Here is a 21649-nt window from a genome sequence, read left to right as displayed (position 1 = left end):
GAGACGTGCCTTTCGTCGCGATCGCCCCTGCGCGCCGAGGGCGTGCGGCCAGCACGGTCCGCCTCGTCGTGGTCCGCTTCGTCGTGGCCCGCCGACCGAGTCGGCAGACCTCCCCTGCGTGAAGAGCCTTGTGGTCCACACCATTGTGGTTCCCCTTCCTCAAGCTCGATCGGCGCTCAAGGCCGCGAACAGCCGCAGGCGCCAACGGTCCGCCCCCACGGACCTGATCTCCTCAATGAGACCGACGCCGTCCGAGCTGCTGGTCTGACGCCGGCGCCGGGACGCTGCCCGGTGAGGTTCCCCACAGCGCACCTGTCCGGCGGGCGCGGGTACGGCCGCGTCGGGTCATCGAACTGGAGCCGTCGCTCAGACGGCGCGCGATGAGATCGCGGGCAGACTCGCCGGGCACAACCCCGAGGACGTCACGGCGCCGGCGTCGTCGCCGATCCCGCGGAGCGCCACCGGGCCCCGCCACCGGCCCTGCGGACATGACGGCCCCCGCAGCAATCGGCTGCGGGGGCCGTCATCTCGGAACGCGTGCAGGCCGCGACCTGCCGGGGTCGGTCAGCCGCCGCTCTTGCGACGGAACCTGCGCTGGGTGGGTCCTGACGTTTCGGAGCCCGTGACGGAGCCGCGGTTGCGCTGCCCCTCGTTGTGGCGCGTGGTGGCCGACGCCTTGCGCTCAAGAGCCTCGCGGAACTTCGCTCTCGCCTCCTGCGACGGCGTGGGCCTCGTCGGTGCTTCGTGCGTGTCGTCGGACGGCATGCGATCAGTCCTCTTGTCTGCCTTGTTGCCCTCGCGGCCCAGACGGACCAAGGCGAGTCTGCCACGCCCGGGCCCGGCGAGGGTCGGCGATCGGGATCGCGGAGAGCAACGCACGCGTGTACTCGTGCTGCGGGTCGGTGAAGATCTGCTCCGTCGGGCCGACCTCGACCACCTTCCCTCGGTACATGACGGCCACGCGGGTCGCGATGTCACGGACTACGGACAGGTCGTGCGAGATGAACAGGTACGTCAGCCCGAGGTCGGACTGCAACGACCGCAGCAACCGCACGATCTGGGCCTGGATCGACACGTCCAGCGCCGAGACGGGCTCGTCGCACATGATGAACGCGGGGCGCACCGAGATCGCGCGCGCGATCCCTTCGAGGGGGTCGACACGTATCCGTACGACCCGTCGTGGATTCTCAGCGGCCGCTACGAGCCCAATCCGGTCGGCGCGACCGCCGCGTTCGAGCATCTGCGCGACGGCGGCCGCACCCGAACCCACGACGCCCCCGGCCAGATTGTGGTGCGGGTCGGCGAAGCCGACCACCGGCTGACGACGCTCGACAATGGCGACACGCTCCTCGTTGTCTTCGCCGACGCGACGACGGGTTCGGAGACGTACGGCGCGGGCCGGTTCCTCCACGTCGCGCTCCCCGAAGGCGAGCGCGATCGCACGGCCGATGTCGTCCTCGACTTCAACCGCGCCGTCGTCCCCCCGTGCGGCTTCAGCGACCAGTTCAACTGCCCACTGGCGCCGCCGTCCAACCGCTTCGCCACGACGCCCGTGCGAGCCGGAGAGAAGAAGCCCCGCTTCGCCACCGCGTAGGCGTGGCAGGCCATTCGCCGAGCCGTGCCCGGTGCGACTCCTCGGCATCGGTCTCTCCAAATGCGGAGCCAATCGCGCGCTCTTCAAGTTGGGCGACCTACTACGCCGCCACCGCGGGATGACGTCCGACCACCAACGCCGCGCCGTCGAGTGGTACTGCCACCAGCACTCACCCGCACCAGCACCCACGTTGTCGCTGATCCGGCCAGAGCACTCAAACCCGCCCCGACCACCGTCGCCAGGTGACGTCCCGGGGGTGGTGGGTTCCTCGGGCCTGAGCGTCATGGCCACGACGTAGAAGGCCATCGTGCGATGGTCAGTGAGACCGGACTAGGGAACTCACGGAAGGGCACATCGCACGATGGCGCCCGGATCAGGGTCGCGACCCAAACGCTCTACCAGGAGCTGATCGATGCGGAGGCGACCGACGTGATCAGCGCGGCCCGTTCGAACGCACCAGTGCGCGCACAACCCAGCGCACCCGGACCCGGTATCGGATGCTCACGACCACGACTGGTGACCTGGACCTGCGGATCCCGAAGCTGCGAACGGTCGTTCTTCCCGTCGCTGCTCTGGGCACGGGCAAGGGCGGGCAGATCGTGTCCCAGGCCGTCGTGACCGCGACCGGAGCGCGCGCCGACGAGCGCCGTGCGGTCCTCGGGTTCGACGTGGACGACTCCGAGGACGGCACGTTCTGGACCGCGTTCCAGCGGCGCCTTCGGCCCGCGGCCTGGGCGGGGTCCAGCTCGTCATCTCCCACGCGCGCGCCGGCCCAAGACCGCCCTCGGGTCCGTGCTCATCGGCTGCGCCCGCCGCCCACGGGCACGGCGACGTGTCCGACTGGGCCCCTTTCCCGCCCCGCGCGGAGCGGCTGGTGACTCGGTCCGCTACCGGCTCGTCTGACGGGCTCCCGCCCGCCCTCGGCGCGCGGGACGCCCACTCTCCTGGGCGTGAAAGCCGCCGACATCGCCGACATCGCCGCGCAGGTGCGCTTCCTGCTGCCGAACTCGGCCCGGCTCGGCCGCGCCCGCCTGCTCGACGCGGTGGTCCGTGAGGTATAGGACCACGTGAGGTTCCGCGGCGTGGACGGCTCCAAGTACGGAGACGTGGACTCTGACGAGCGGCACAGCCTGGCCCGGATCGGGGACGCCGCGATCAGCCACCTCGACGCACGGCGCGCCGTGGCGGTGCGCCGCGGCGACGGGCGAGCGGAGCGTGAGCCACAACCGCGTCCGCATCGCGCCCGTGGCACTGGGGGCCCGGCGCCCGGCTGATAGGAACTCCCGGTACGACCGGAGCGCCGGTCCCACCCACAGGAGTAACCAGTGTCGCTGCCCCTGCCCCCGCCCCTGACCTGACCGCCCCGGTCAGCCCGCCCCCCGCGTCCGCCAAGCCCGGCAACGGGATGGCCACCGTGGGGTTCATCCTGGCGCTGCTCGGCCTGCTCGGTTCGGTCGTCCCTGTGCTCGGCATCGGCGCCGTCGTCATGGGCGTCGTCGGCGCGGTGCTGGCCTTCGTCGGGCTGCGCGCGGCCGCGAGGCTCGGCGCCGGGAGGAGGCTGGCGCTGGCCGGTGTCATCCTGGGCTCGGCCGCCCTCGTCGTCGGCGTCGCCATCAACGTCGCGTTCCTCAGCGCGGCGGACGACACCGTGGACGCGGCCGACGACCTGTCCACGTGGCAGCCGCTCGACCCGACCGACGACGACGCCGACCCGGACGCCGAGGCGGACGCGGGGACCGACGCCGAGGACGCCGCCGCCACGTCCGACGTCGAGCCGCTGAACGTCGTCGAGCACGCCTTCGGCGACGACGGGTCGCGCTGGTGGTACGTCGTCGTCGTCGACAACCCGAACCCCGACCTCGTCTTCGCCCGCTCCGGCGGCCTCGGATCGCGCATCACCGTGGAGGCGCTGGACGCGGACGGCGTCATCCTCGACTCGTCGAGCGCGTTCGCCACGCTCCTGCCCGGGCGCACCGTCATCGAGGGGTCCTTCCTCTCGATCGGCGACAACGACATCGCCGAGTTGAACGTCCGCGGGCCGGAGCCCACCCGGGCCAACACGATCCGCCCGGACAGCATCGGCTCGTTCGACGTCTCGGACGTCGACTCGACCACCGACCGGTTCTCCACACGCGTGTCCGGCGTCGTGACGTCGACGTTCGCCGAGGACCAGACCTCGCTGCGCGTGGCGGTGGTCGCCCGCAACGCCGAGGGCGAGATCGTCGGCAGCACGTTCACATTCATCGACCGGCTCCCGGCCGGTGGCAGCGCCAGGTTCGAGACGTCGTTCTTCGGCGCGGGCGCCCTGCCCGACGGCGCGACCTTCGAGGTGTCTGTGACGCCCTGACGACAATCAGATGCCAGCGCGGCCCGCCTCGGGTGATCGGGGCGGGCCGCGCCGCTGTCATCCGGGCTCATGCCGCCCCTCAGCGCCGGGTCACGGCTGACGACCACACCCACGCGTAACCGGTGCGGCCGTGCGGGTCGTCGTACCGCGCGCGCACCTGGCGAGGCGTCCACGCGACCGCGCGCCCGTCGGCTTCGAACTCGCCGGTCTGCCGAGCCGTGAGCCACACCCGGGCCGGGATCAGCGCGTCCGGCGTCGTCACCGACTGACAGTCGCGCGCGTTGGCCGAAGCCTGCTCCGCGCCGTCGCGTATCGGCACACTCTCAGTGTGGCGACCCTCGCCGGTTGTCATGTCTGTGGACATCGGTGACGGTTCTGGGGCCCGTTCAGCTCTCTGTACGTACTTTTGAACGGACTTTCGCGTTCTGAGGGCAAAGTGAAGGGCCCCTGACCTGGCGTTCTGCCTGGTCAGGGGCCCTTTTTCGTAGCGGGGGCAGGATTTGAACCTGCGACCTCTGGGTTATGAGCCCAGCGAGCTACCGAGCTGCTCCACCCCGCGTCGACTCCCAGAACATTACGGCACGACCCCGGGAACCTCCAAATCCGCTCCCGGGGTCGGGCCGCAGGTCACGACCTCCTGCGACGGAGGTCACACGCTCACCCCGCAGTGTCGCCCAGCGCCTGGTCGGCCGCGACGGCGCGCTCCAGGGCGTCCTGCAGCCGGTCCTGCGCCTCGCCGTAGGCGGCGAAGTCGCCGTCCTTGAGGGCCGCCTGGCCGTCCTGCATCGCCTTGTTCGCGTCCGTCAGCGCCTGGTTGAGCTGGCTGCGGGCGTCGCCCGTGGCGGGCGGCGGGGTCGTCGCGTCGCCGGGGGACGGTGTGGGCGTCTCCTCGCCCGCTGGCGGCTCCGTCGGGATCACGGGCACCTCGTCGGGCGCCTCGCCGGCGTCGCCCGCGGTGGCGCCCGAGTCGCCCTGGAACACCTGGTCGAGCGCCTCGTCGAGCGTGTCGGCGAACCCGATCGAGTCGCCGAACGCCACCAGCACCTTGCGCAGCAGGGGGAACTGCGTGCCCGACGCGGACTGGATGTAGACCGGCTGCACGTACAGCAGGCCGCCGCCGATGGGCAGCGTGAGCTGGTTGCCGCGCTTGATCACCGACGAGCCGATCTCCAGCACGTTGAGCTGCGTGGAGATGGTCGTGTTGGTGTTGAAGTTGGTCTGCACCTGGCCGGGTCCGGGCACGGTGTTGTCGCGCGGCATGGCCAGCAGCCTGAGCTTGCCGTAGCCGTCGGCCTTGACCCCTTGCTCCGATCCGGCCTCGGCGTCGACCGCGAGGAACCCGGTGAGGATCTGCCGGTCGGACTGGCCGCCGGGGATGAACAGGCTGGTCAGCGAGAACGCCGCCGAGTCCTGCCCGGGCATCTGCAGCGTCAGGTAGTACGGCGGCTGCAGCGGTCCCGCCGTCGTGCCGGTCGCGGGGGTCGCGCCCGACGCCGTGGTCGGGTCCTGCGGGGTCTTCCAGAAGTCCTGGCCCGAGAAGAACTGGCCGGCGTCGGTGACGTGGTACTTCTCCAGGAGCGTGCGCTGCACCTTGAACAGGTCCTCGGGGTAGCGCAGGTGGCTCATGAGGTCGCCCGAGATCTCGGACATCGGCTCGACCGCGCCCGGGAAGACCTTCTCCCACGCCTGGAGCACCGGGTCGTTCGGCTCCCACGCGTACAGGGTCACCGTGCCGTCATAGGCGTCGACGGTCGCCTTGACCGAGTTGCGGATGTAGTTGACGCTCTCCGGCAGCTGCAGCGGCAGGCCCTGCGGGGAGGTCAGCGAGTCGGCGATCGACTCGCTCACCGGCGTCGACGTGGAGTACGGGTAGGCCTGCGACGTCGTGTACGCGTCGATGATCCACTTGACGCGCCCGTCGACGACGGCGGGATACATGCGGTTGTCGAGCGTCAGCCAGGGCGCGACCTTGGCGACGCGCTCCTGCGGGTTGCGGTCGTAGAGGATCTGCGACTCGCCGGTGACGCGGTCGGAGAACAGGATCTCCTGCGAGCCGAACTTCACGGCGTACAGCAGCTTGCTCCAGATCGAGCCGATGCCCGGCCCGGCCGTGGCCTGGCTCGTCGGGAAGGTGGTGTTGACCTGGCCGCCGCCCTGGTCGTCGTCGGCCTGGTAGTCGAGCTCCCACGCGTTGGCGCCCTCGGGGGCGCCGACGATCGAGTAGGTCGTGGTCTGCGGGCTGAAGTAGATGCGCGGCTCGTACTCCTGGGAGTCGGTCAGCGAGCCCTGCGTCGGGATGCCGCCCTCGAAGAACGCGGGTCGCCCGTCGGGGCCGGTCTGGTTGCCATAGGCGGCGACGACGCCGTAGCCGTGCGTGAACACCGTGTGGTCGTTGACCCAGTTGCGCTGCGACGCGCCCAGGCCGGCGAGGTTGAGCTCGCGCACCGCGATGACGGTGTCTCGCGACTCACCGTCGATCTCGTACCGGTCGACCGCGAGGTTGTCGGTGAAGTTGTAGTACTGCTTGTTCTGCTGGAGTTGGCGGAACGACGGGCTGACGATCTGCGGGTCGAGCAGGCGGATCGACGCCGTCGTCTCGGCGTCCTGCCGCAGCGCCCCGGCCTCGGCCGTCGTCGCCGCGTCGTACTGCCGCGTCGTGATGTCGTCGAGCCCGAACGCGGTGAGCGTGGCGTCGATATTGCGCTGGATGTACGGGGTCTCGAGCTCCTGCGCGTTGGGGTTGACCTGGAAGCGCTGGACGACCCACGGGTAGACGCCGCCGATCGCGATGGCCGAGACGACCATGAGGCCCACCCCGATCGCGGGCAGGCGCCAGTTGCCGCGCACGGCGGCGATGACGAACGCGATGGCGACGAGCACCGCGACGCCCGCGAGGATCACCTTGGACGGGATCACGGCGTGCACGTCGGAGTAGGTGGCGCCGTCGAACTTGTCGCCCGCCGACGTCAGCAGCGAGTACGTGTCGAGCCAGTAGTTCACGGCCAGCAGCAGCATGAGCGCCGCCGCGGTCACGGCGAGCTGGACGCGCGCGGCGCGCGTGGTGCGCTCGGCGCCCTGTTGCAGCGGGCCGACGCGCAGGCCCCCGTACAGGTAGTGCGTCAGCAGCGCGGCGATCCCCGAGACGATGACGACGGCGATGAGCAGGCTCAGCGCGAACCGCAGCGCGGGCAGCTGGAAGACGTAGAAGCTCAGGTCGATCTTGAACTGCGGGTCGCGTGTGCCGAACGGCACCGCGTTGACCGCGAGCAGCGCCGTGCGCCACTGCGACGCCGCGGCGACGCCCGCGAAGAACCCCACGATCACCGGGGCCGCGACCATCACGACCCGCCGCAGCGGCTCGACGGCCTCGCGGTACTGGTCGAGCGTCGCCTGCTCGGGCGTCGAGGGGGCGTAGATGGGCCGTGAGCGGTAGGCGATCCGGAACGACCAGTACACGGCGGACGACATCAGGGCGAACCCGATGACGAACAGCACGGCTCGCGCGATCCACTGGGTCCAGATGACGCGCCCGAAGTCGAGCGCCTGGAACCACATCACCTCGGTCCAGAACTGGGCGAGCAGCAGCACGGCCGCGACCAGGGCGGCGAGCACGATGACCGTGATGGCGATCGGGCTGGGACGGCGCCGCGCGGACGGCGATGGACGGCGGGGTGGTGCGAACGACACGAGTACCTACCTCGGATGGATGCGGGCCGCGTGGCAGACGCGGCCGTCTGGGCTAACGTCCTCGGGTCGCCCCAGGTTCCCACCGTTGTCGCCTGCGTGGTAGCACGCAGGGCACGGCGAGCCGCTCGCACTGTCGCCAAAGCGAGGCCGCGGCGGGGCCGCGCCGGCTCGCCCGGGCGCGCGGCGCGGGGCCTCAGGAGCAGGTCGGCAGCGCGTCGCCGTCGCCCGCCCCGATCGCGATGATGGCGTCGCGCGCCTGCGCGAGCGTCGAGACCTCGACGACCCGCAGCCCGTCGGGCACGTTCCCGACGACCTCGTCGCAGTTGGCCTCGGGCGCGAGGAACCAACCGGCGCCGTCGCGCAGGGCGCCGTGCATCTTCTGCTCGATGCCGCCGATCGGCCCCACGACGCCGTCGACGTCGATCGTGCCGGTGCCGGCGACGACCTGGCCGTCGAGCTCGTCCTCGGGTGTGAGCCGGTCGATGATCGCGAGCGCGAACATCATCCCGGCGCTCGGTCCGCCGATGTCGTCGATGCGGATCGAGACGTCGATCGGGAAGTCGAACTGGGACGAGACGAACACATTGAGCGCGGCCCGGCGTCCGCCGTCGGGCGTGGTTCCGTCGCTGGTGGTGACGGCGAGGTCCTTGCTGACCCCGTCGCGCTCGACGCCGAGCACGACGTCGTCGCCGGGCGTGACCTTCGCCAGATCGGACAGCAGGTCGCCGTGTGACGTGACGGCCTCACCGTTGAGCGTGCGGATGACGTCGCCCTGCTCGACGACGCCGTCCGCGGGCGAGCCGGTCACCGCTCCCTCGATGGTGAGCGTCGCGGGCACCTCGAACCCGAGCTCGGTCAGCGCGGCGGCCGTGGCCGACTGCTGCGAGGTGGTCATCTGCAACTGGCTCTGCTGTTGCTGCTGCTCTCGCGTGGTCCCGACGGCGAACACCGCCTCCGTGGGCAGCACCGCGCGCTGCGGCGAGGCCCAGGCGTACAGGACGTCGGCGGCGAACACGTCGCTCACCGGGCCCCCGCCCACCGACACCGTGGTCAGCAGCAGCTCACCCGACCCCGGGTAGGTGTCCGCGCCGGTGATCTCGACCAGCGGGACATCGTTCTGGGCGCCGAGCGTGTCCTCGGTGGGTCCGGGGCCGCGCACGACGAATCCGGTCGGCAGCACCAGGGTCGCGGCGGCAAGCGCGGCGGTGACCAGGAGCGAGCCGGTGAGCAGCCGGGTGCGAGGTTGTGTCGAAGCCACCGACCCATCATCCCTGCCGCGACGAGCGCTCGCGGACACGTGGCTCCGCTGTGGGCGAAAGGGGGAACCGCGGCGCACGCCGCGTCGTCGTCGTGGTTACGGTGAAACACCGAGCCCGGCTCTCCGGGCGAGCATGTGAGCGCCACCCGAGGAGCAGCGCGATGACCCACCCCGACGACGCCGACGACCGCGAGCGCCGACTGCTTGAGCTGCTGGGTCAGCTCTTCGGCGACCGCGCGGACGAGGTTCTGGCGCAGATGCGCGCCCAGGGGCTGGATCCGTCCGCCCTGATGGGCGACGGCCCGCTGCCCGACTCGGCGGCCATGCGGCAGGTGCTCGCCCAGGTCCAGCGCCTGCTGTCTACGCCGGGCGACGGACCCGTCAACACGAGCGTGGCCCACGACCTGGCGCGCCAGGTGGCGATCGCCGAGGGCGACCCGTCGCTCACGGCCGGCCAGGCCAAGGCGGCCACGGACGCTCTGAGAGTCGCCGAGCTGTGGCTCGACGCGGCGACGACGCTGCCGCCGTCGGGCGGGCAGGCGCACGCGTGGAGTCGCTCGGAGTGGGTCGAGGCGACGCTGCCTGCGTGGAGCCGCCTGGTGGCGCCGGTCGCGGCGTCGATGGCCGACGCGCTCGCCACGGTGCTGGGCGACCAGCTCCCCGAGGACGTCGACCTGGGCGTGCAGCTGCCGGGCCTCGCGGGCGGCGAGGAGCTGGGCCTGGAGCAGCTCGGCCTGGGCGGGCTCGAGCCGGGCCAGGTGATGCGCCGGCTGGGCGCGGCGGCGTTCGGCATGCAGGTGGGCCAGGCCGCGGGCACGCTCTCGCGCGAGGTGTTCGGCGCGACCGACGTCGGGCTGCCGCTGCTGCCCGACCCGGGAACCGCGCTGGTGCCGACCAACGTCGCCGCGTTCGCCGAGGGCCTGGACGCTCCCGCGGACGAGGTCCGTCTGTTCCTCGCGGTGCGCGAGGCGGCGCACGCCCGCCTGTTCACACACGTGCCGTGGGTGCGCGCGCACCTGACCGGCCTGGTCGAGCAGTACGCGCGCGGCATCACGATCGACCTGGACACACTGGAGGAGCAGGTGCGCGACGTCGACCCTGCCGATCCGGACCAGTTGCGGCGCGCGCTGTCGGGCGGCGGGGTGTTCGGCGTGCAGCCGACGCCCGAGCAGAAGGCCACGCTGCTGCGGCTGGAGACGGCGCTCGCGCTGGTCGAGGGTTGGGTCGACGAGGTCAGCGCGCAGGCCGCGCTGCCCCACCTGCCGCACGCGGTGCCTCTGCGCGAGATGCTGCGACGACGTCGGGCCGCGGGCGGGCCGGCCGAGCAGACCTTCGCCTCGCTCGTGGGCCTGGAGCTGCGCCCGCGCCGATCGCGCGACGCGGCGGCGCTGTTCGCGCACGTGTACACGGCGGGCGGCGCCGAGGGGCGCGACGCCGTGTGGGACCACCCCGACCTGCTGCCCGGGCCGCTCGACCTGGACGACCCGGCGGGCTACCTCGCCCGGCGCGCGGCCCAGGCCATGGCCGACAGCGAGCTCGACCAAGCCCTGGCCGACCTGCTGGGCGACGACTGACCGCCGTCGCCCGGGCGCCAGGGGCGGCTCAGTCGTCCTGCGAGAACGAGACGCCCTCAAGGAACCCGCGGGCGCGATCCGTGCGCGGGTAGGCCTCCAGCAGCCGCCAGAACTCGGGCCCGTGGCCCGCGTGCAGCAGGTGGGCCAACTCGTGCAGCAGCACGTAGTCGAGCACCCACGAGGGCATCCCCCGCACACGCGTCGAGATGCGGATCGAGCGGTCGGTCAGCGTGCACGAGCCCCAGCGCCGCCCCTGGTTGTCCGACCAGCGCACGCTGGAGGGCTCGGCCTTGCCGTCGAGGTAGCGCTCGGACAGGTCGTGGGCGCGCGCGATGAGCTGGTCGTCGCTGGGCCGCCGCCGCCGCTCCTTGCTCTCGAGCCGCGCGAGCATCTTGGCGACCCACTCCTGCTCCTGGGCGCGGGAGAAGCGGGCGGGAATGGCGACGATGGTGCGGTCACCCTCGCGGTACGCGCTCACCGTGGCGGTCCGCCGCCGGCTGCGACGGACCTCGACGGACGAGCGCGCGTCAGTGGCCACATCCCGACCGTACCGAAATGTTCCCTCCTTGTGGTCATTCACACACCCAGACCGGCCACGTGCGGGCCTGTGGATGACGCCCGACGTCGATCGGCCGCGGCTGGCACCCTGACGCGGTGACCTCGGACCAGACCCTCGCGCGGCTGCGGCTGCGCTCCGGCACACCCGTGCTCGACCGCGGCGGCGGCGAGGTGCAGCTCGGCACCGACCCGCGGTGGGCGCTGCGGCTGGCCGGGCTCGACCCGGCCGAGGTGACCTGGCTGCGCGACCTGGCCACACGCCGGCACACCTCCCCCGTCGCGTCGGCCGACCGGCTCGGGGTGACGCCCGCGCGCCGCTGCGAGATCGTCGGCGTGCTGCGCCGCGGCGGCTTCCTGCACCCGGCGCCGCCCGCGGGCGAGGCGGTGGCCGCGGTGGCCGCGGTCGGCGACGGCGCCGCCGACGCCCCCGCACTCGGCGCGCTGCGCGCCGACGGCGCGGGCAGGCGCACGCTCGCCGGCCGCGCGCGGGCGTCGGTGGCCGTCGCCGGCCTGGGCCGCCTCGGCGCGGCGCTCGCTGTGGAGCTGGCGACGGCCGGGGTCGGCACACTCGTCGCGCGCGACCGCGCGCCCGTCCTGACCACCGACCTGGGCCTGGGCGCCTACGCCCCCACCGACGTCGGGCGGCCCCGTGGCGCCGCGCTGGGCGAGGCGGTCGCACGCGTCGCGCCGCGCACGCGCGTGCTGCCCGACGGCGCCGCCGACGTCGTCGTCCTGGTGGAGGCGCACGCGCCGGCGCCCGCACGCTACGCGCGGCTCATGGGCGAGGGGGTGGCGCACCTGACGGTGACGGTGCGCGAGGCCGACGTCGTCGTGGGGCCGTTCGTGCTGCCGGGGGTCACCGCGTGCGCGCGGTGCGCCGACCTGCACCGGGCCGACGAGGACCCCGCCTGGCCCGCGCTGGCCGCGCAACTGCGGCAGGTGAGCGAGCCGCCACAGGAGACGGCGCTGGCCGCGGGCGCCGCGGCGGTGGCCAGCGCCCAGGTGCTCGCGCACCTGGACGGGATCCGGCCGGCGTCGGCCGGATCGCTCGTCGAGCTCGCCCTGCCCCAGGTGCTGCCGCTGGCCCGCGAGCTACGGCCGCACCGGCGGTGCGGCTGCGTGACCCTCAGCCGTGAGTGAGGGTCACGCAGCCTGGCTCTCCGACTTGCGGGGCCGCCCGCGCCCGCGCTTGCGGGCCACGATGGCGCCGTCGACGAAGACCTCGCCGCCCCACACGCCCCAGGGCTCGGCGCGCTCCAGGGCGCCGGCGAGGCAACCCTCGCGCAGCGGGCAGGTGCGGCACAGGGCCTTGGCCTGCTCGACCTGCGCGGTGTGCTCGGCGAACCACAGCTCCGGGTCGTGCGACCGGCACGGCAGAACGCTGCTCATCACGGCGTCGAACTCCAGGTCGACGCCGCTGGCCCCCGCCTGCGTGGGGGTGTGGACAGTCCCAGCGCTCGCGGCGCTCAAGCCGTTCGAGGCGCTGGGCAGGGGTTGGTGGGGAGTCCAGGCGGCGGCGCCAGGAGCCATCTCCAGGTGTCGCTCGTCCAGTAGGTGCGCGAGTCGCACGGTTCCTCCGTCAGGTGCTGAAAGTCAGTGGTGGCTCTTTCAGGACCTGCGGAACGGCGCGCACTCATCGGAGTGCGCCGTCCTCGTCGCCGAGAACAAAGGCCGCGGGTCCTGGGAGGACTCCGCGGCCTGGAACTCCGGCTAGACCGGACTTCTCCCAGGGGCGGAGTCGAGTGCGATGGCGAGGCGGTCGCCGCCGAGCCCAGCGCGCTTGGCGCCGAACGGATCAATGGCGTCACGCCGACGCGGACGGGACGTCACGTCGTAGCTGGGGGCATGCGTGAGCTCGAAGTGCGCCGTCGTCATGTTCATGGTCTCCACAGGTTCCACCTCCTTTATGCGCTCGGACGCGCGCCTTGCGGCGTGCGCCCCTCGGTCAGGGACTCTCCGAGGATAGGGCCCCTCGCCGCGAATGCCACATCTTTTTTCAGAACTTCTTCGACGCGTCGCCCGACGCGTCGTCGGAGCGCGCCACGACGGCCAGCACGGCGGCCCCGTACCGGTCGATCTTCACCGGGCCGATGCCCTGGATCCGGGCCAGTTGCATGGTCGAGGTGGGGCGCACCTCGGCGACCGCGGCGAGCACCTGGTCGGTCAGCACGGTGTAGGCGGGCTGGTCGTTCTCGGCCGCGACCTGGCGGCGCCACTCGCGCAGCGCCTCGAACAGCGCGGCGTCGTGCTCCCCTGTCAACAGCTCACGCGGGCGGCTGCGCGCCGCGGAGCGCCGGACCCCGCCCGCCTCGGGCCACAGGTCGTCGAGGAACCGCGTGCGCTTGCGGCTCGCGCGACCGCCCGGGGCGCGTGAGCGCGCGTACGACACCTCCAGGCGCACCCGGGCGCGTGTGACGCCCACGTACAGCAGGCGCCGCTCCTCGGCGACCGCGTCGTCGGTCTCCGCAAGCGAGATCGGCATGAGCCCCTCGTTCATCCCCGCCAGGAAGACGGCGTCCCACTCCAGGCCCTTGGCCGCGTGCAGCGACGCGAGCGTGACGCCGTCGACCGTCGGCGCGTGCTGCGCCGCCGCGCGCTCCTCCAACTCCGCGACCAGGCTCGCGATCGTCGCCGGGCCGGTGCGCGCGAGGTCGTCGGCCAGCCCGACGAGCGCCGCCATCGCGTCCCACCGCTCGCGCGCCGCGCCACGCGCGGCCGGGGGCGCGGGCGACCAGCCGGCCGAGGTCAACACGTCGCGCACCTGCTCGGGCATCGGCTGGTCCGGGTCCGCCGATCGCGCGGCGCCGCGCAGCAGCACGATGGCGTCGCGCACCTCCTTGCGCTGGAAGAACCGCTCGCCGCCGCGCACCTGGTAGCCGACCCCCGCGTCCGCGAGCGCCGCCTCGAACGCCTGCGACTGCGCGTTGGTGCGGTACAGCACGGCGATCTCGCTCGCGCGCATGCCCTCCGCCACGAGCCGGGCCGCCTTCGCGGCGACGCCCGCGGCCTCGGCGTCGTCGTCGTCGTACGCCGTGAAGGCGACGGGCGGGCCCGCGGGGCGCTGCGCGCGCAGTTCGAGCGCCCCCGTGACACGCCCGCGGCGCAGCAGCTCGTTGGCCAGGCGCACCACCTGGGGCGTCGAGCGGTAGTCGCGCACCAGCCGCACCTCGTGCGCCCGCGGGAAGCGCTTGCGGAAGTCGAGCAGGTAGCGCGGGCTCGCGCCCGTGAACGAGTAGATCGTCTGCGACGGGTCGCCGACCACACACAGGTCGGAGCGGTCACCGAGCCACTGGTCGAGCAAGAACTGCTGGAGCGGCGAGACGTCCTGGTACTCGTCGACCACGAAGTGGCGGTACTGCGCCCGCACCTCCTCGGCGACCGTCCGGTTCTCGGCGAGGATGCCCGCGAGGATCTGCAGCACGTCCTCGAAGTCCATGACCCCGCGCTCGCCCTTGACCTCCTCGTACGCGGTCGCCAGCCGCGCGACCTGCTGGTGGTCGAAGCCCGCGGGCGCCGGGCGCCCCTCGGCCAGGGCACGGCGCGCGTAGTCCTCGGCGGCGACCAGGCTCACCTTGGCCCATTCGATCTCCGAGGCCAGGTCGCGCACCGCGACGCGGTCCACGCTCACCCCCACGAGCCGCGCCGCCTCGGCGACCAGCGCCGCCTTGTGCTCCACGATCCGGCTCGGCGCGCCGCCGATGACGCGCGGCCAGAAGTACCCGAGCTGGCGCAGCGCCGCGGCGTGGAACGTGCGAGCCTGCACGCCGACCACGCCCAGGTCGCGCAGGCGCGTGCGCATCTCCCCCGCGGCCCGCGCCGTGAACGTCACGGCCAGCACCGTCGTCGGCTTGTAGACGCCCGAGCGCACGCCATAGGCGATGCGGTGCGTGATCGCGCGCGTCTTGCCGGTGCCGGCCCCGGCGAGCACGACGACGGGCCCGTGCAGGGCCGTGGCGACCTCACGCTGCTCGGGGTCGAGCGCGTCGAGGATCGCGTCGGGATGACCGAAGGACGCGGCGGAGTTGGCGACGGATGACATCGCACGCGATTCTTGCAGCCGCACCTGACACGTCCGACTCTGGAGGACACATGACCGCCGCCCCCACGCTGCCCGCCCCCGGCTCCATCACCATGTACTCGACGACGTGGTGCGGCTACTGCCGCCGGCTCAAGACGCAGCTCGACTCCGCGGGCATCGGCTACACCGAGATCGACATCGAGGACCAGCCCGAGACGGCGGCGTTCGTCGAGCAGGTCAACGGCGGCAACCGCACGGTGCCGACCGTCGTGTTCCCCGACGGCTCGGCCGCGACCAACCCGTCGCTCGCCGACGTCAAGCGGGCGCTCGCCGGCTGACCTCAGGCGCCAGGCAGGCGCCCGCCGTGCCACTCCTCGATGAGCGCCCGCGCGATCGACAGGCGTGGTGGCAGGACGACGTCGCCCGACGCCAGCGCGGCCGACAGCGCCGCTCGCGTGAGCCAGCGCACGTCCGTGAGCTCGACGCCGTCGGGCGTGACATCGGCCCCGACGCCCTCGACCCGCGCCCGGAAGCCCAGCATGAGCGAGGCCGGGAACGGCCAGGTCTGCGACCCGCGGTAGACGACGTCGTCGGCGCCCGCCCCGACGCGCACCCCGGCCTCCTCGGCGACCTCACGGCGCACCGCCTGCTCCAGGCTCTCACCGGGCTCGACGAAGCCCGCGAGCGTCGAGAATCGCGCCGCGGGCCAGTGCGCCGCGTGGCCCAGCAGGATCCGGTCGGCGTCGTCGACCACGGCCATGATCACCGCCGGGTCGGTGCGCGGGTACAGCTCGCGGTCCTCGACCGGGCACCAGCGCACCCAGCCGGCGTCGCGCACGCGCGTCGGGGCGCCGCAACGCGGGCAGAACGCGTGCACCGCATGCCAGTTCGCGAGCGCGACGGCTTGCGTGGCGAGGCCCTGGTGCAGGTCGTCGAGCGCGTCGAGCTCGCGCAGCGTCGCCCACGCAACGCCACGCGGCTCCCCCGCGTCGGCGGCGTCGGCGGCGGCCGCCGAGAGCATGGCGAGCGCGGACGTCGTCTGCGGCGCCGCCAGCGCCGTGTACGCGACGCCGTCGTGCTCGCCCAGGAACAGCCACAGCGGCGGCCCCTCCTCGCGCGGCGCGTCACGCGGGGCGTCGGCCGGGTCGTCAGCCGCGTCCAGGTGCGGGGGCGGCGTGGGGCTCGCGTCGAGTGGGGCGGGCAGGCCGGCGGGCCCGACCACGGCCAGGCGCGCGGGATCGCCGACGACGGCGAGCCGGTCGCCGTGCAGCACCAGCACGCGCGTGGCGGGGTCCGCGCACAGGCGCTCGAGCAGGTCGGGGGTGTCGCGGCGCGCTGCCGCCCGGTCGTGGCGGGCGCGGGCGAACGGCAGGTCGAGGGCCGCCACGGCGCCAAGGGGTGTGGGCACACCACGACCGTAGCGGCGCCGCGGGCGCCGTCGTCGCACCGGAGCCGACACGCGCGCCCGGAGGCCGGGACGCGCCCGGAACGCCGCTACGGTGGTCACGTGCCACGCTCCGCCCTCGCCCTCGCCGCGCTCGCCACGGCGGCCGTTCCGGGCCTCGACGCCCGAGCGGTCCGTCAGGAGGACGCGCCCGGTGAGTACGACGTCGCCGTCGTGACCGCGAGCGACGGGACGCTGTGGGAGGTGCGCGCGCCTCAGTCGGCGGTGGCCGGCGCCGCGCTCGAGGCCGAGATGGGGCTGCTCGACGCGCTGCACCGGTACCACGAGGCGGGCGTGCTGCCCTTCGCCGTCCCCCGCATCGCCGGGTCCGCGCTGCTGCCCGAGGGTGGCCACGCCGTCGTGCACAAGCACATCGCGGGCGCCCCGCTCGACATCGAGTCGCTGACGCCGGGACCCGGGCTCGCGGCCGACCTCGGACGCACCCTCGCGGCCGTCCACGAGCTGCCCGCCTCGGTCGTCGAGACGTGCGGCCTGCCGTCCTACACCGCCGAGACCTACCGCGAGCGGCGCCTGGTCGAGCTCGACGAGGCGGCCACGACCGGCCGCGTCCCGACCGCGCTCCTGCGCCGCTGGGAGGCGGCCCTCGAGGACGTCGCCCTGTGGCGGTTCCGGCCCGTCGTGGTGCACGGCGACCTGGCGGCCGACCAGGTGCTCGTCGCAGGCGGGCGCGTCATCGCGGTCACCGGGTGGTCGGATGCGCGCGTGGCCGACCCCGCCGACGACCTCGCCTGGCTGCTGGTCGCGGCGCCGCCCGAGTCGGTCGACTCGATCATGGAGGCCTACCAGTTGCGTCGCACCGAGCTGCAGGACCCGCGGTTGGTCGACCGCGCGCTGCTCGTCGGCGAGCTCGCGCTCGCGCGCTGGCTGCTGCACGGTGTGCGCCAGGGCCTGCCCGAGGTGGTCGCCGACGCCGAGGCGATGCTCGCGGACCTGGACGAGGCCACGCGCGAGGACGCGGTCTGAGCGAGTCCGATCGGGCCCGAGCCCGCGTCACGCGCCGGCGGTGATGAGCGCCTCCAGCTCCGACTCGGTGCGCAGCCGTTCGGGGCGCACCGTCTGACCCGCCGCGACGTAGCAGAACGCGGCGCTGACCCGGTCGAGCGGCAGGCCCGTCCAGCGCGACCACGCCAGCCGGTACACCGCGAGCTGGACCTCGCGCGCCGCGCGCGCCTCGTCGTCGGCGGGCGGGCGCCCGGTCTTCCAGTCGACGACGACGACGGCGTCCGGGCCGCGCTCCGGGTCCGGGAACACGGCGTCCATCCGCGAGCGGGTCATGACCCCGGCGATCGGCGTCTCGACGTCCTGCTCGACGGCGATCGGCGTGCGGTGGGCCCACTCGCTCGCCAGGAACCGCTCCTTGAGCGCGTCGAGGTCCGCGTCGCCCGGCAGGTCGGCGTCGTCGGCGCCGGGCAGGTCCTCCAGGTCGAGCAGCGACGACGACGTGAAGTGCCGCTCGACCCACTCGTGGAAGCGGGTGCCGCGGCGCGCGTGGACCGTGGGCTGGGTGGGCACGGGACGGCGCAGTTGCAGCGCGAACGCCTCGCGGTCGGCCGCCAGCCGCACCAGGCCCGAGGCCGAGATGTGCGCGGGCAGCTCGACCCGGTGGCCCGATCGCTCGTCACGCTCGGCCAGCAGCATGCGCGCGAGCTCGACGACGTCGTGGCCTGACGCGTCGCGCAGCACACCCGCGGGCGCGCTGAGCTCGCCCGCCGGCCGATCCGCGCGCGCGGCGGCCGCGGCGTCGACCAGCCCCGCGCCCTGGCGCAGCACGTCGCGCGGCGAGGCTCCGTCTGCGTCGTCGGGCGCGGGCCACGAGGCGGTGACCTCGTCGGCGTCGCGCGGGTTGCCCTCACCCGGCTCGGGCTGCGCGCTCCAGCCGCCCTCCTCGACCACTCCCGCCTCAACGAGCTCGGTCAGGAACGGTGAGAGCCTGCGCGGCTTGGCCGCGGCGCCCCACCAGTGCGCCGCCAGCAGCAGCTCGCGGCGCGCGCGGGTGAACGCGACGTACGCGAGCCGGCGCTCCTCGGCGAGCGCGTGCTCACCGCACGCCAGGCGGAACTCGACCCGACGCTCCTCCAGCTCGCGCGTGTCCGCGGCCGCGGCCCAGCCGAACACGGGCAGGTCCGCGGCGTCGCCGCGCAGCGGGTACGGCAGCGCGCCGACGTCGGTCAGCCACCCGGAGTCGGCGCGCTGCCCCGAGGACGTCTGCGCGATCGTGGGGAACACGCCGTCGACCAGGCCCGGCACCGCGACGACGTCCCACTCCAGGCCCTTGGCGGCGTGCGCCGTGATGACCTGGACGGCGTCCGGGTCGGGCTCGCGCACCGGCAGGTCGAGGCCGCGCTCCTGCGCCTGGGCGACGCCGAGCCAGGCGAGGAAGGCGCCGAGCGTCGCGACGTCGGCCGACTGCGCGAACGTCGCGGCGACGTCGCGGAACGCGTCCAGGTGCTCGCGCCCCCGGCGACTGACGCGCTCGCCCGCGTCGGGCACGACCTGCCCCAGCACATCGGCCGTGGCGACCTCGACGTCCAGGCCCAGCGCGCGCTCGGCCTGGACCACGAGCTCGGGCAGCGACAGGTAGGTCAGTCCACGCAGGCCGCGCAGCACCCCGCCGAGCGCCGTCAGGCGGGCGTGACCCGCCGCACTCAGCACACGTCCGTCGCGCGCGGCGCGGCCGGGGGCCGGCAGGTCGTCGAGCGCGTCCACGAGCGAGCGATGGTCGACGACGTCGCCCTCGACCACGGCGGGATCGTCCGGTCCGCTCGGCTCATCATCACCGTCGCGCCCCGAGCGGCCGAGCCAGGCCGCGGCACGGCGCGGGTCGTCGGCACGCGCGAGGTCGTGCGCCCACGAGCCGAGCGCGTGCAGGTCCGCGGCGCCCAGGTTGACGCGCGGTCCCGTCAGCAGCCGCAGCACCGAGTCGCCGCGCGACGGGTCGTGCACCGCCTCGAGCAGCGCGACGACGTCGACGACCTCGGGCGTCGACAGCAGCCCACCCAGCCCGACGACCTCGACCGGCAGGCCCCGGCGGCGCAGCGCGACCTCGACGGCCGCGAACTGCGACCGGGCCCGGCACAGCACCGCCGCCGTCGTGCGCCCGGCGGGATGCGAGCCCGGACGCCAGCGCGCCGCGACCCACTGCGCGACCGTCTCGGCCTCCTCCTCGATGGTCGCCGCGACGTGGGCGACGACCGCCCCCTGGCCCGCACCCGGGCGCAGGGCCAGCGGTGGGACGTGGACCGCGGCCGACGTGCTCTCGACAGGATCGACCAGCGCGGCGGCGGGCCGGGGGGCGCGCAGCGGGGCCGAGGCCACGTTGGCGGCGGTGAGCACCGCGGCGTCGTTGCGCCACGACGTCGACAGGTAGCGCACCTGCGCCGGTGCGCCGTCGACGCGGCGGAACCGCTCGGGGAAGCGGGCGAGCCCCGAGGCCGAGGCGCCGCGCCAGCCGTAGATCGACTGGTGCGGGTCCCCCACGGCGGTGACCGCGTGGCCGCCGCCGAACAGCCCGGCGAGCAGTTCGACCTGCGCGTACGACGTGTCCTGGTACTCGTCGAGGAGCACCACACGGAACCGTGCGCGCTCCACCTCGCCCACGTGCGGGACCGACCGGGCCAGGTCGGCTCCGAACGCGATCTGGTCGCCGAAGTCGAGGGCGTCGGACGCACGCTTGCGGCGTCGGTATTCGGCGACCAGGTCGAGCAGGCTGCGGCGTTCGCCCAGGCTGCGCAGCAGCTTCTCGACGTCGGCGCCGCGTGTGCGCTGCCGCGTGCCGAGCGGCAGCGCCTCAAGCCGTTCAAGCATCGCGTCGAGCGCCGCGCGCGCGTCCTCGACGGGCACGAGGTGCTCGCCGAGCTCGCCTGCGAGCGAGATGACGGCGCCCACCACGCTCGACACCGCGCGGTCGGTGCCCAGGTCCATGTCCCAGGACTCGACGAGCTGGCTCGCGAGCTGCCACTGGTTCGCCTCGCCGAGCAGCCGTGAGCCGGGCTCCACGCCCAGGCGCAGCCCGTGGTCGGTGACGAGCGAGGCGGCGTAGGCGTTGTAGGTCGCGACCGTGGGCCGCGCGAGCAGGTCGATCGCGGTGTCGGCGCCCGGCGCCCGTCCGCGCGCCCGGGCGAGCTGGGCCAGGCGGGAGGTCACACGCGTCTGCAGCTCGCCCGCCGCCTTGCGCGTGAAGGTCAGGCCGAGCACCTGCTCGGGCTCGACCAGCCCGTTCGCGATGAGCCAGACGACGCGCGCGGCCATGGTCTCGGTCTTGCCGGACCCCGCGCCCGCGACCACGAGCGTCGGGGTGAGCGGGGCCTCGATCACGGCCACCTGCTCGTCGGTCGGCTCATGACGGCCGATGAGACGCGCGATCTCGCGGGCGGTGAGGGTCGGGGCCGGCGCGGGGGCCTCGACCGGCTCGGCGTCGAGCGCCGACCAGTCCGCGAGCGACGCGCCCGCCGCCTCGGCGCCGGTCCACAGCCCACCGGTGAACGCGTGCCCGAGCTCGTCGAACCCGCGCTGCTCGTCCTCGCCGCTCACGCGACCACTCCCCTTCCCTCAGGCCGCAACGGGCAGGACCGGCGCACCGGGCACATCGAGCACAGGTCATTGGTGTGCGCGGCGAACCGCGCGGAGGCCATGGCATCGGCCGCTCCGGCGACCAGGGCGCTGGCCCAACTCGTGCCGTCGGGCTCGGGGACCAGCGCGGGCTGCTCGCGGCGCGTGGCTCGGACCGTGTCGGCGCCGACGTAGACGAGGCGGGCGCCCGCGCTGCGCGTGCCCTGCGGCAGTTCGAGCGCGCCGCCCTCGACGGCGAGCTGGTACGCGCCGAGCTGCGGGTGCGTGGCCGCCTTCTCCTTGGTCGGGGCGCTGCGCCCCGTCTTGAGGTCGGCGACGATCGCCGCGCCCTCGCCCGCGTCCTCGACCCGGTCGATCTTGCCGCGCAACCGCGCCCGGCCCACCTCAAGGTCGAACTCGGCCTCGACCGCGAGCGGCGCGCCCGCGTCGGCCAGGTAGTCGGCGAGGCGTTCGACCATGCGCTCGGCCCGCTGCCGCAGCTGCCGCGCTGGCCAGCCGGGCGGCAGCGCGAGCTGCGGCCACCGGCGGTCGAGTTCGGCCTTGAGCTCGTGCAGTGAGCCCGTCGGCAGGTCCTCCGCG

18 protein-coding genes, 1 tRNA gene and 1 pseudogene are annotated in these 21649 nt (G+C 74.0%); 7 read left to right on the top strand and 13 right to left on the bottom strand.

The window, feature by feature from the left end:
• Positions 1–564 precede the first annotated feature (564 nt).
• Positions 565–765, bottom strand: a complete 201-nt coding sequence (locus EV386_RS00095) for a DUF5302 domain-containing protein (protein WP_130411209.1) — start codon at positions 763–765, stop codon at positions 565–567.
• 4 nt (positions 766–769) lie between these two features.
• Positions 770–952 (bottom strand): ABC transporter ATP-binding protein, encoded by a 183-nt coding sequence (locus EV386_RS18885; RefSeq protein WP_341272789.1) that lies wholly within the window; start codon positions 950–952, stop codon positions 770–772.
• Here EV386_RS18885 and EV386_RS18555 point away from each other — a divergent pair.
• The 3 genes and pseudogenes from EV386_RS18555 to EV386_RS00080 all read left to right on the top strand — a co-directional run bounded on the left by EV386_RS18555 (position 890) and on the right by EV386_RS00080 (position 3941).
• Positions 890–1594 carry a DUF1684 domain-containing protein gene (locus EV386_RS18555; RefSeq protein WP_341272788.1) on the top strand — a complete coding sequence of 235 codons (705 nt, stop codon included), beginning with the start codon at positions 890–892 and terminating at the stop codon, positions 1592–1594. The genes EV386_RS18885 and EV386_RS18555 overlap by 63 nt on opposite strands.
• Before the next feature lie 312 nt (positions 1595–1906).
• A pseudogene (locus EV386_RS18550) lies at positions 1907–2404 on the top strand (transposase); the annotation flags it as partial.
• Between the two features lie 604 nt (positions 2405–3008).
• Complete coding sequence (locus EV386_RS00080) at positions 3009–3941, top strand: hypothetical protein (RefSeq protein ID WP_130411205.1); 933 nt, start codon at positions 3009–3011, stop codon at positions 3939–3941.
• A 79-nt stretch (positions 3942–4020) separates the two neighbouring features.
• Here the strand turns inward: EV386_RS00080 and EV386_RS00075 are convergent, their stop codons facing one another.
• The 4 genes from EV386_RS00075 to EV386_RS00060 all read right to left on the bottom strand — a co-directional run bounded on the left by EV386_RS00075 (position 4021) and on the right by EV386_RS00060 (position 8886).
• The gene (locus EV386_RS00075) at positions 4021–4203 is read right to left on the bottom strand and encodes a hypothetical protein (protein ID WP_165399780.1); all 183 of its coding nucleotides are present in this window, start codon (positions 4201–4203) and stop codon (positions 4021–4023) included.
• A gap of 223 nt (positions 4204–4426) precedes the next feature.
• A tRNA-Met gene (locus EV386_RS00070) sits at positions 4427–4500 on the bottom strand.
• Between the two features lie 98 nt (positions 4501–4598).
• Positions 4599–7628: a UPF0182 family membrane protein gene (locus EV386_RS00065; protein ID WP_130411201.1), complete on the bottom strand. Its 3030-nt coding sequence runs from the start codon at positions 7626–7628 to the stop codon at positions 4599–4601.
• A 193-nt stretch (positions 7629–7821) separates the two neighbouring features.
• Positions 7822–8886 carry a YlbL family protein gene (locus EV386_RS00060; protein WP_130411199.1) on the bottom strand — a complete coding sequence of 355 codons (1065 nt, stop codon included), beginning with the start codon at positions 8884–8886 and terminating at the stop codon, positions 7822–7824.
• A 161-nt stretch (positions 8887–9047) separates the two neighbouring features.
• Between EV386_RS00060 and EV386_RS00055 the strand changes: the two genes are divergently transcribed.
• Positions 9048–10460: a zinc-dependent metalloprotease gene (locus EV386_RS00055; protein WP_130411197.1), complete on the top strand. Its 1413-nt coding sequence runs from the start codon at positions 9048–9050 to the stop codon at positions 10458–10460.
• Positions 10461–10488: 28 nt separating this feature from the next.
• On the opposite strand, the gene EV386_RS00050 is transcribed toward EV386_RS00055, so the two are convergent.
• Positions 10489–10998 (bottom strand): SprT-like domain-containing protein, encoded by a 510-nt coding sequence (locus EV386_RS00050; RefSeq protein WP_130411195.1) that lies wholly within the window; start codon positions 10996–10998, stop codon positions 10489–10491.
• A 116-nt stretch (positions 10999–11114) separates the two neighbouring features.
• Between EV386_RS00050 and EV386_RS00045 the strand changes: the two genes are divergently transcribed.
• Positions 11115–12158, top strand: a complete 1044-nt coding sequence (locus EV386_RS00045; protein WP_130411193.1) for a ThiF family adenylyltransferase — start codon at positions 11115–11117, stop codon at positions 12156–12158.
• A 3-nt stretch (positions 12159–12161) separates the two neighbouring features.
• Here EV386_RS00045 and EV386_RS18795 read toward each other — a convergent pair whose 3' ends face one another.
• The 3 genes from EV386_RS18795 to EV386_RS00030 all read right to left on the bottom strand — a co-directional run bounded on the left by EV386_RS18795 (position 12162) and on the right by EV386_RS00030 (position 15057).
• Positions 12162–12587, bottom strand: a complete 426-nt coding sequence (locus tag EV386_RS18795) for a WhiB family transcriptional regulator (protein WP_278025397.1) — start codon at positions 12585–12587, stop codon at positions 12162–12164.
• Positions 12588–12728: 141 nt separating this feature from the next.
• Entirely contained in the window at positions 12729–12908 is a 180-nt protein-coding gene (locus tag EV386_RS00035; RefSeq protein WP_130411191.1) for a hypothetical protein, read from the bottom strand.
• Between the two features lie 106 nt (positions 12909–13014).
• Complete coding sequence (locus EV386_RS00030; RefSeq protein ID WP_130411189.1) at positions 13015–15057, bottom strand: ATP-dependent DNA helicase UvrD2; 2043 nt, start codon at positions 15055–15057, stop codon at positions 13015–13017.
• 50 nt (positions 15058–15107) lie between these two features.
• Between EV386_RS00030 and EV386_RS00025 the strand changes: the two genes are divergently transcribed.
• The gene (locus EV386_RS00025; RefSeq protein WP_130411187.1) at positions 15108–15374 is read left to right on the top strand and encodes a mycoredoxin; all 267 of its coding nucleotides are present in this window, start codon (positions 15108–15110) and stop codon (positions 15372–15374) included.
• A gap of 2 nt (positions 15375–15376) precedes the next feature.
• On the opposite strand, the gene nudC is transcribed toward EV386_RS00025, so the two are convergent.
• Positions 15377–16444, bottom strand: coding sequence for an NAD(+) diphosphatase (gene nudC, locus EV386_RS00020; RefSeq protein WP_242607750.1), 1068 nt, complete (start codon positions 16442–16444; stop codon positions 15377–15379).
• 99 nt (positions 16445–16543) lie between these two features.
• On the opposite strand from nudC, the gene EV386_RS00015 reads away from it, so the two are divergent.
• A complete protein-coding gene (locus tag EV386_RS00015) occupies positions 16544–17464 on the top strand; it encodes a phosphotransferase (RefSeq protein WP_130411185.1) in 921 nt (306 codons plus the stop codon).
• Between the two features lie 27 nt (positions 17465–17491).
• Here the strand turns inward: EV386_RS00015 and EV386_RS00010 are convergent, their stop codons facing one another.
• Together EV386_RS00010 and EV386_RS00005 are read right to left on the bottom strand one after the other, a co-directional pair.
• On the bottom strand, positions 17492–21031 hold the full coding sequence (locus tag EV386_RS00010; protein WP_423218949.1) for an ATP-dependent helicase: 3540 nt from the start codon (positions 21029–21031) through the stop codon (positions 17492–17494).
• Positions 21028–21649, bottom strand: a 622-nt coding sequence (locus EV386_RS00005) for a RecB family exonuclease (RefSeq protein WP_130411183.1), incomplete at its 5' end; no start/stop codon positions are given. The genes EV386_RS00005 and EV386_RS00010, both read right to left, overlap by 4 nt.

Origin of the sequence: Xylanimonas ulmi, from assembly GCF_004216535.1 — a bacterium.
GTDB lineage: Bacteria > Actinomycetota > Actinomycetes > Actinomycetales > Cellulomonadaceae > Xylanimonas > Xylanimonas ulmi.
Note: the sequence above shows the minus strand (reverse complement) of the source record. Positions and strands in the feature narration are given on the sequence as shown.

What these genes read in the sequence shown, in the direction of transcription:
- EV386_RS00095 (WP_130411209.1), bottom strand. Translation starts at nt 765, where the DNA reads ATGCCGTCCGACGACACGCACGAAGCACCGACGAGGCCCACGCCGTCG.
- EV386_RS18885 (WP_341272789.1), bottom strand. Translation starts at nt 952, where the DNA reads ATGTACCGAGGGAAGGTGGTCGAGGTCGGCCCGACGGAGCAGATCTTC.
- EV386_RS00055 (WP_130411197.1), top strand. Translation starts at nt 9,048, where the DNA reads ATGACCCACCCCGACGACGCCGACGACCGCGAGCGCCGACTGCTTGAG.
- EV386_RS00030 (WP_130411189.1), bottom strand. Translation starts at nt 15,057, where the DNA reads ATGTCATCCGTCGCCAACTCCGCCGCGTCCTTCGGTCATCCCGACGCG.
- EV386_RS00025 (WP_130411187.1), top strand. Translation starts at nt 15,108, where the DNA reads ATGACCGCCGCCCCCACGCTGCCCGCCCCCGGCTCCATCACCATGTAC.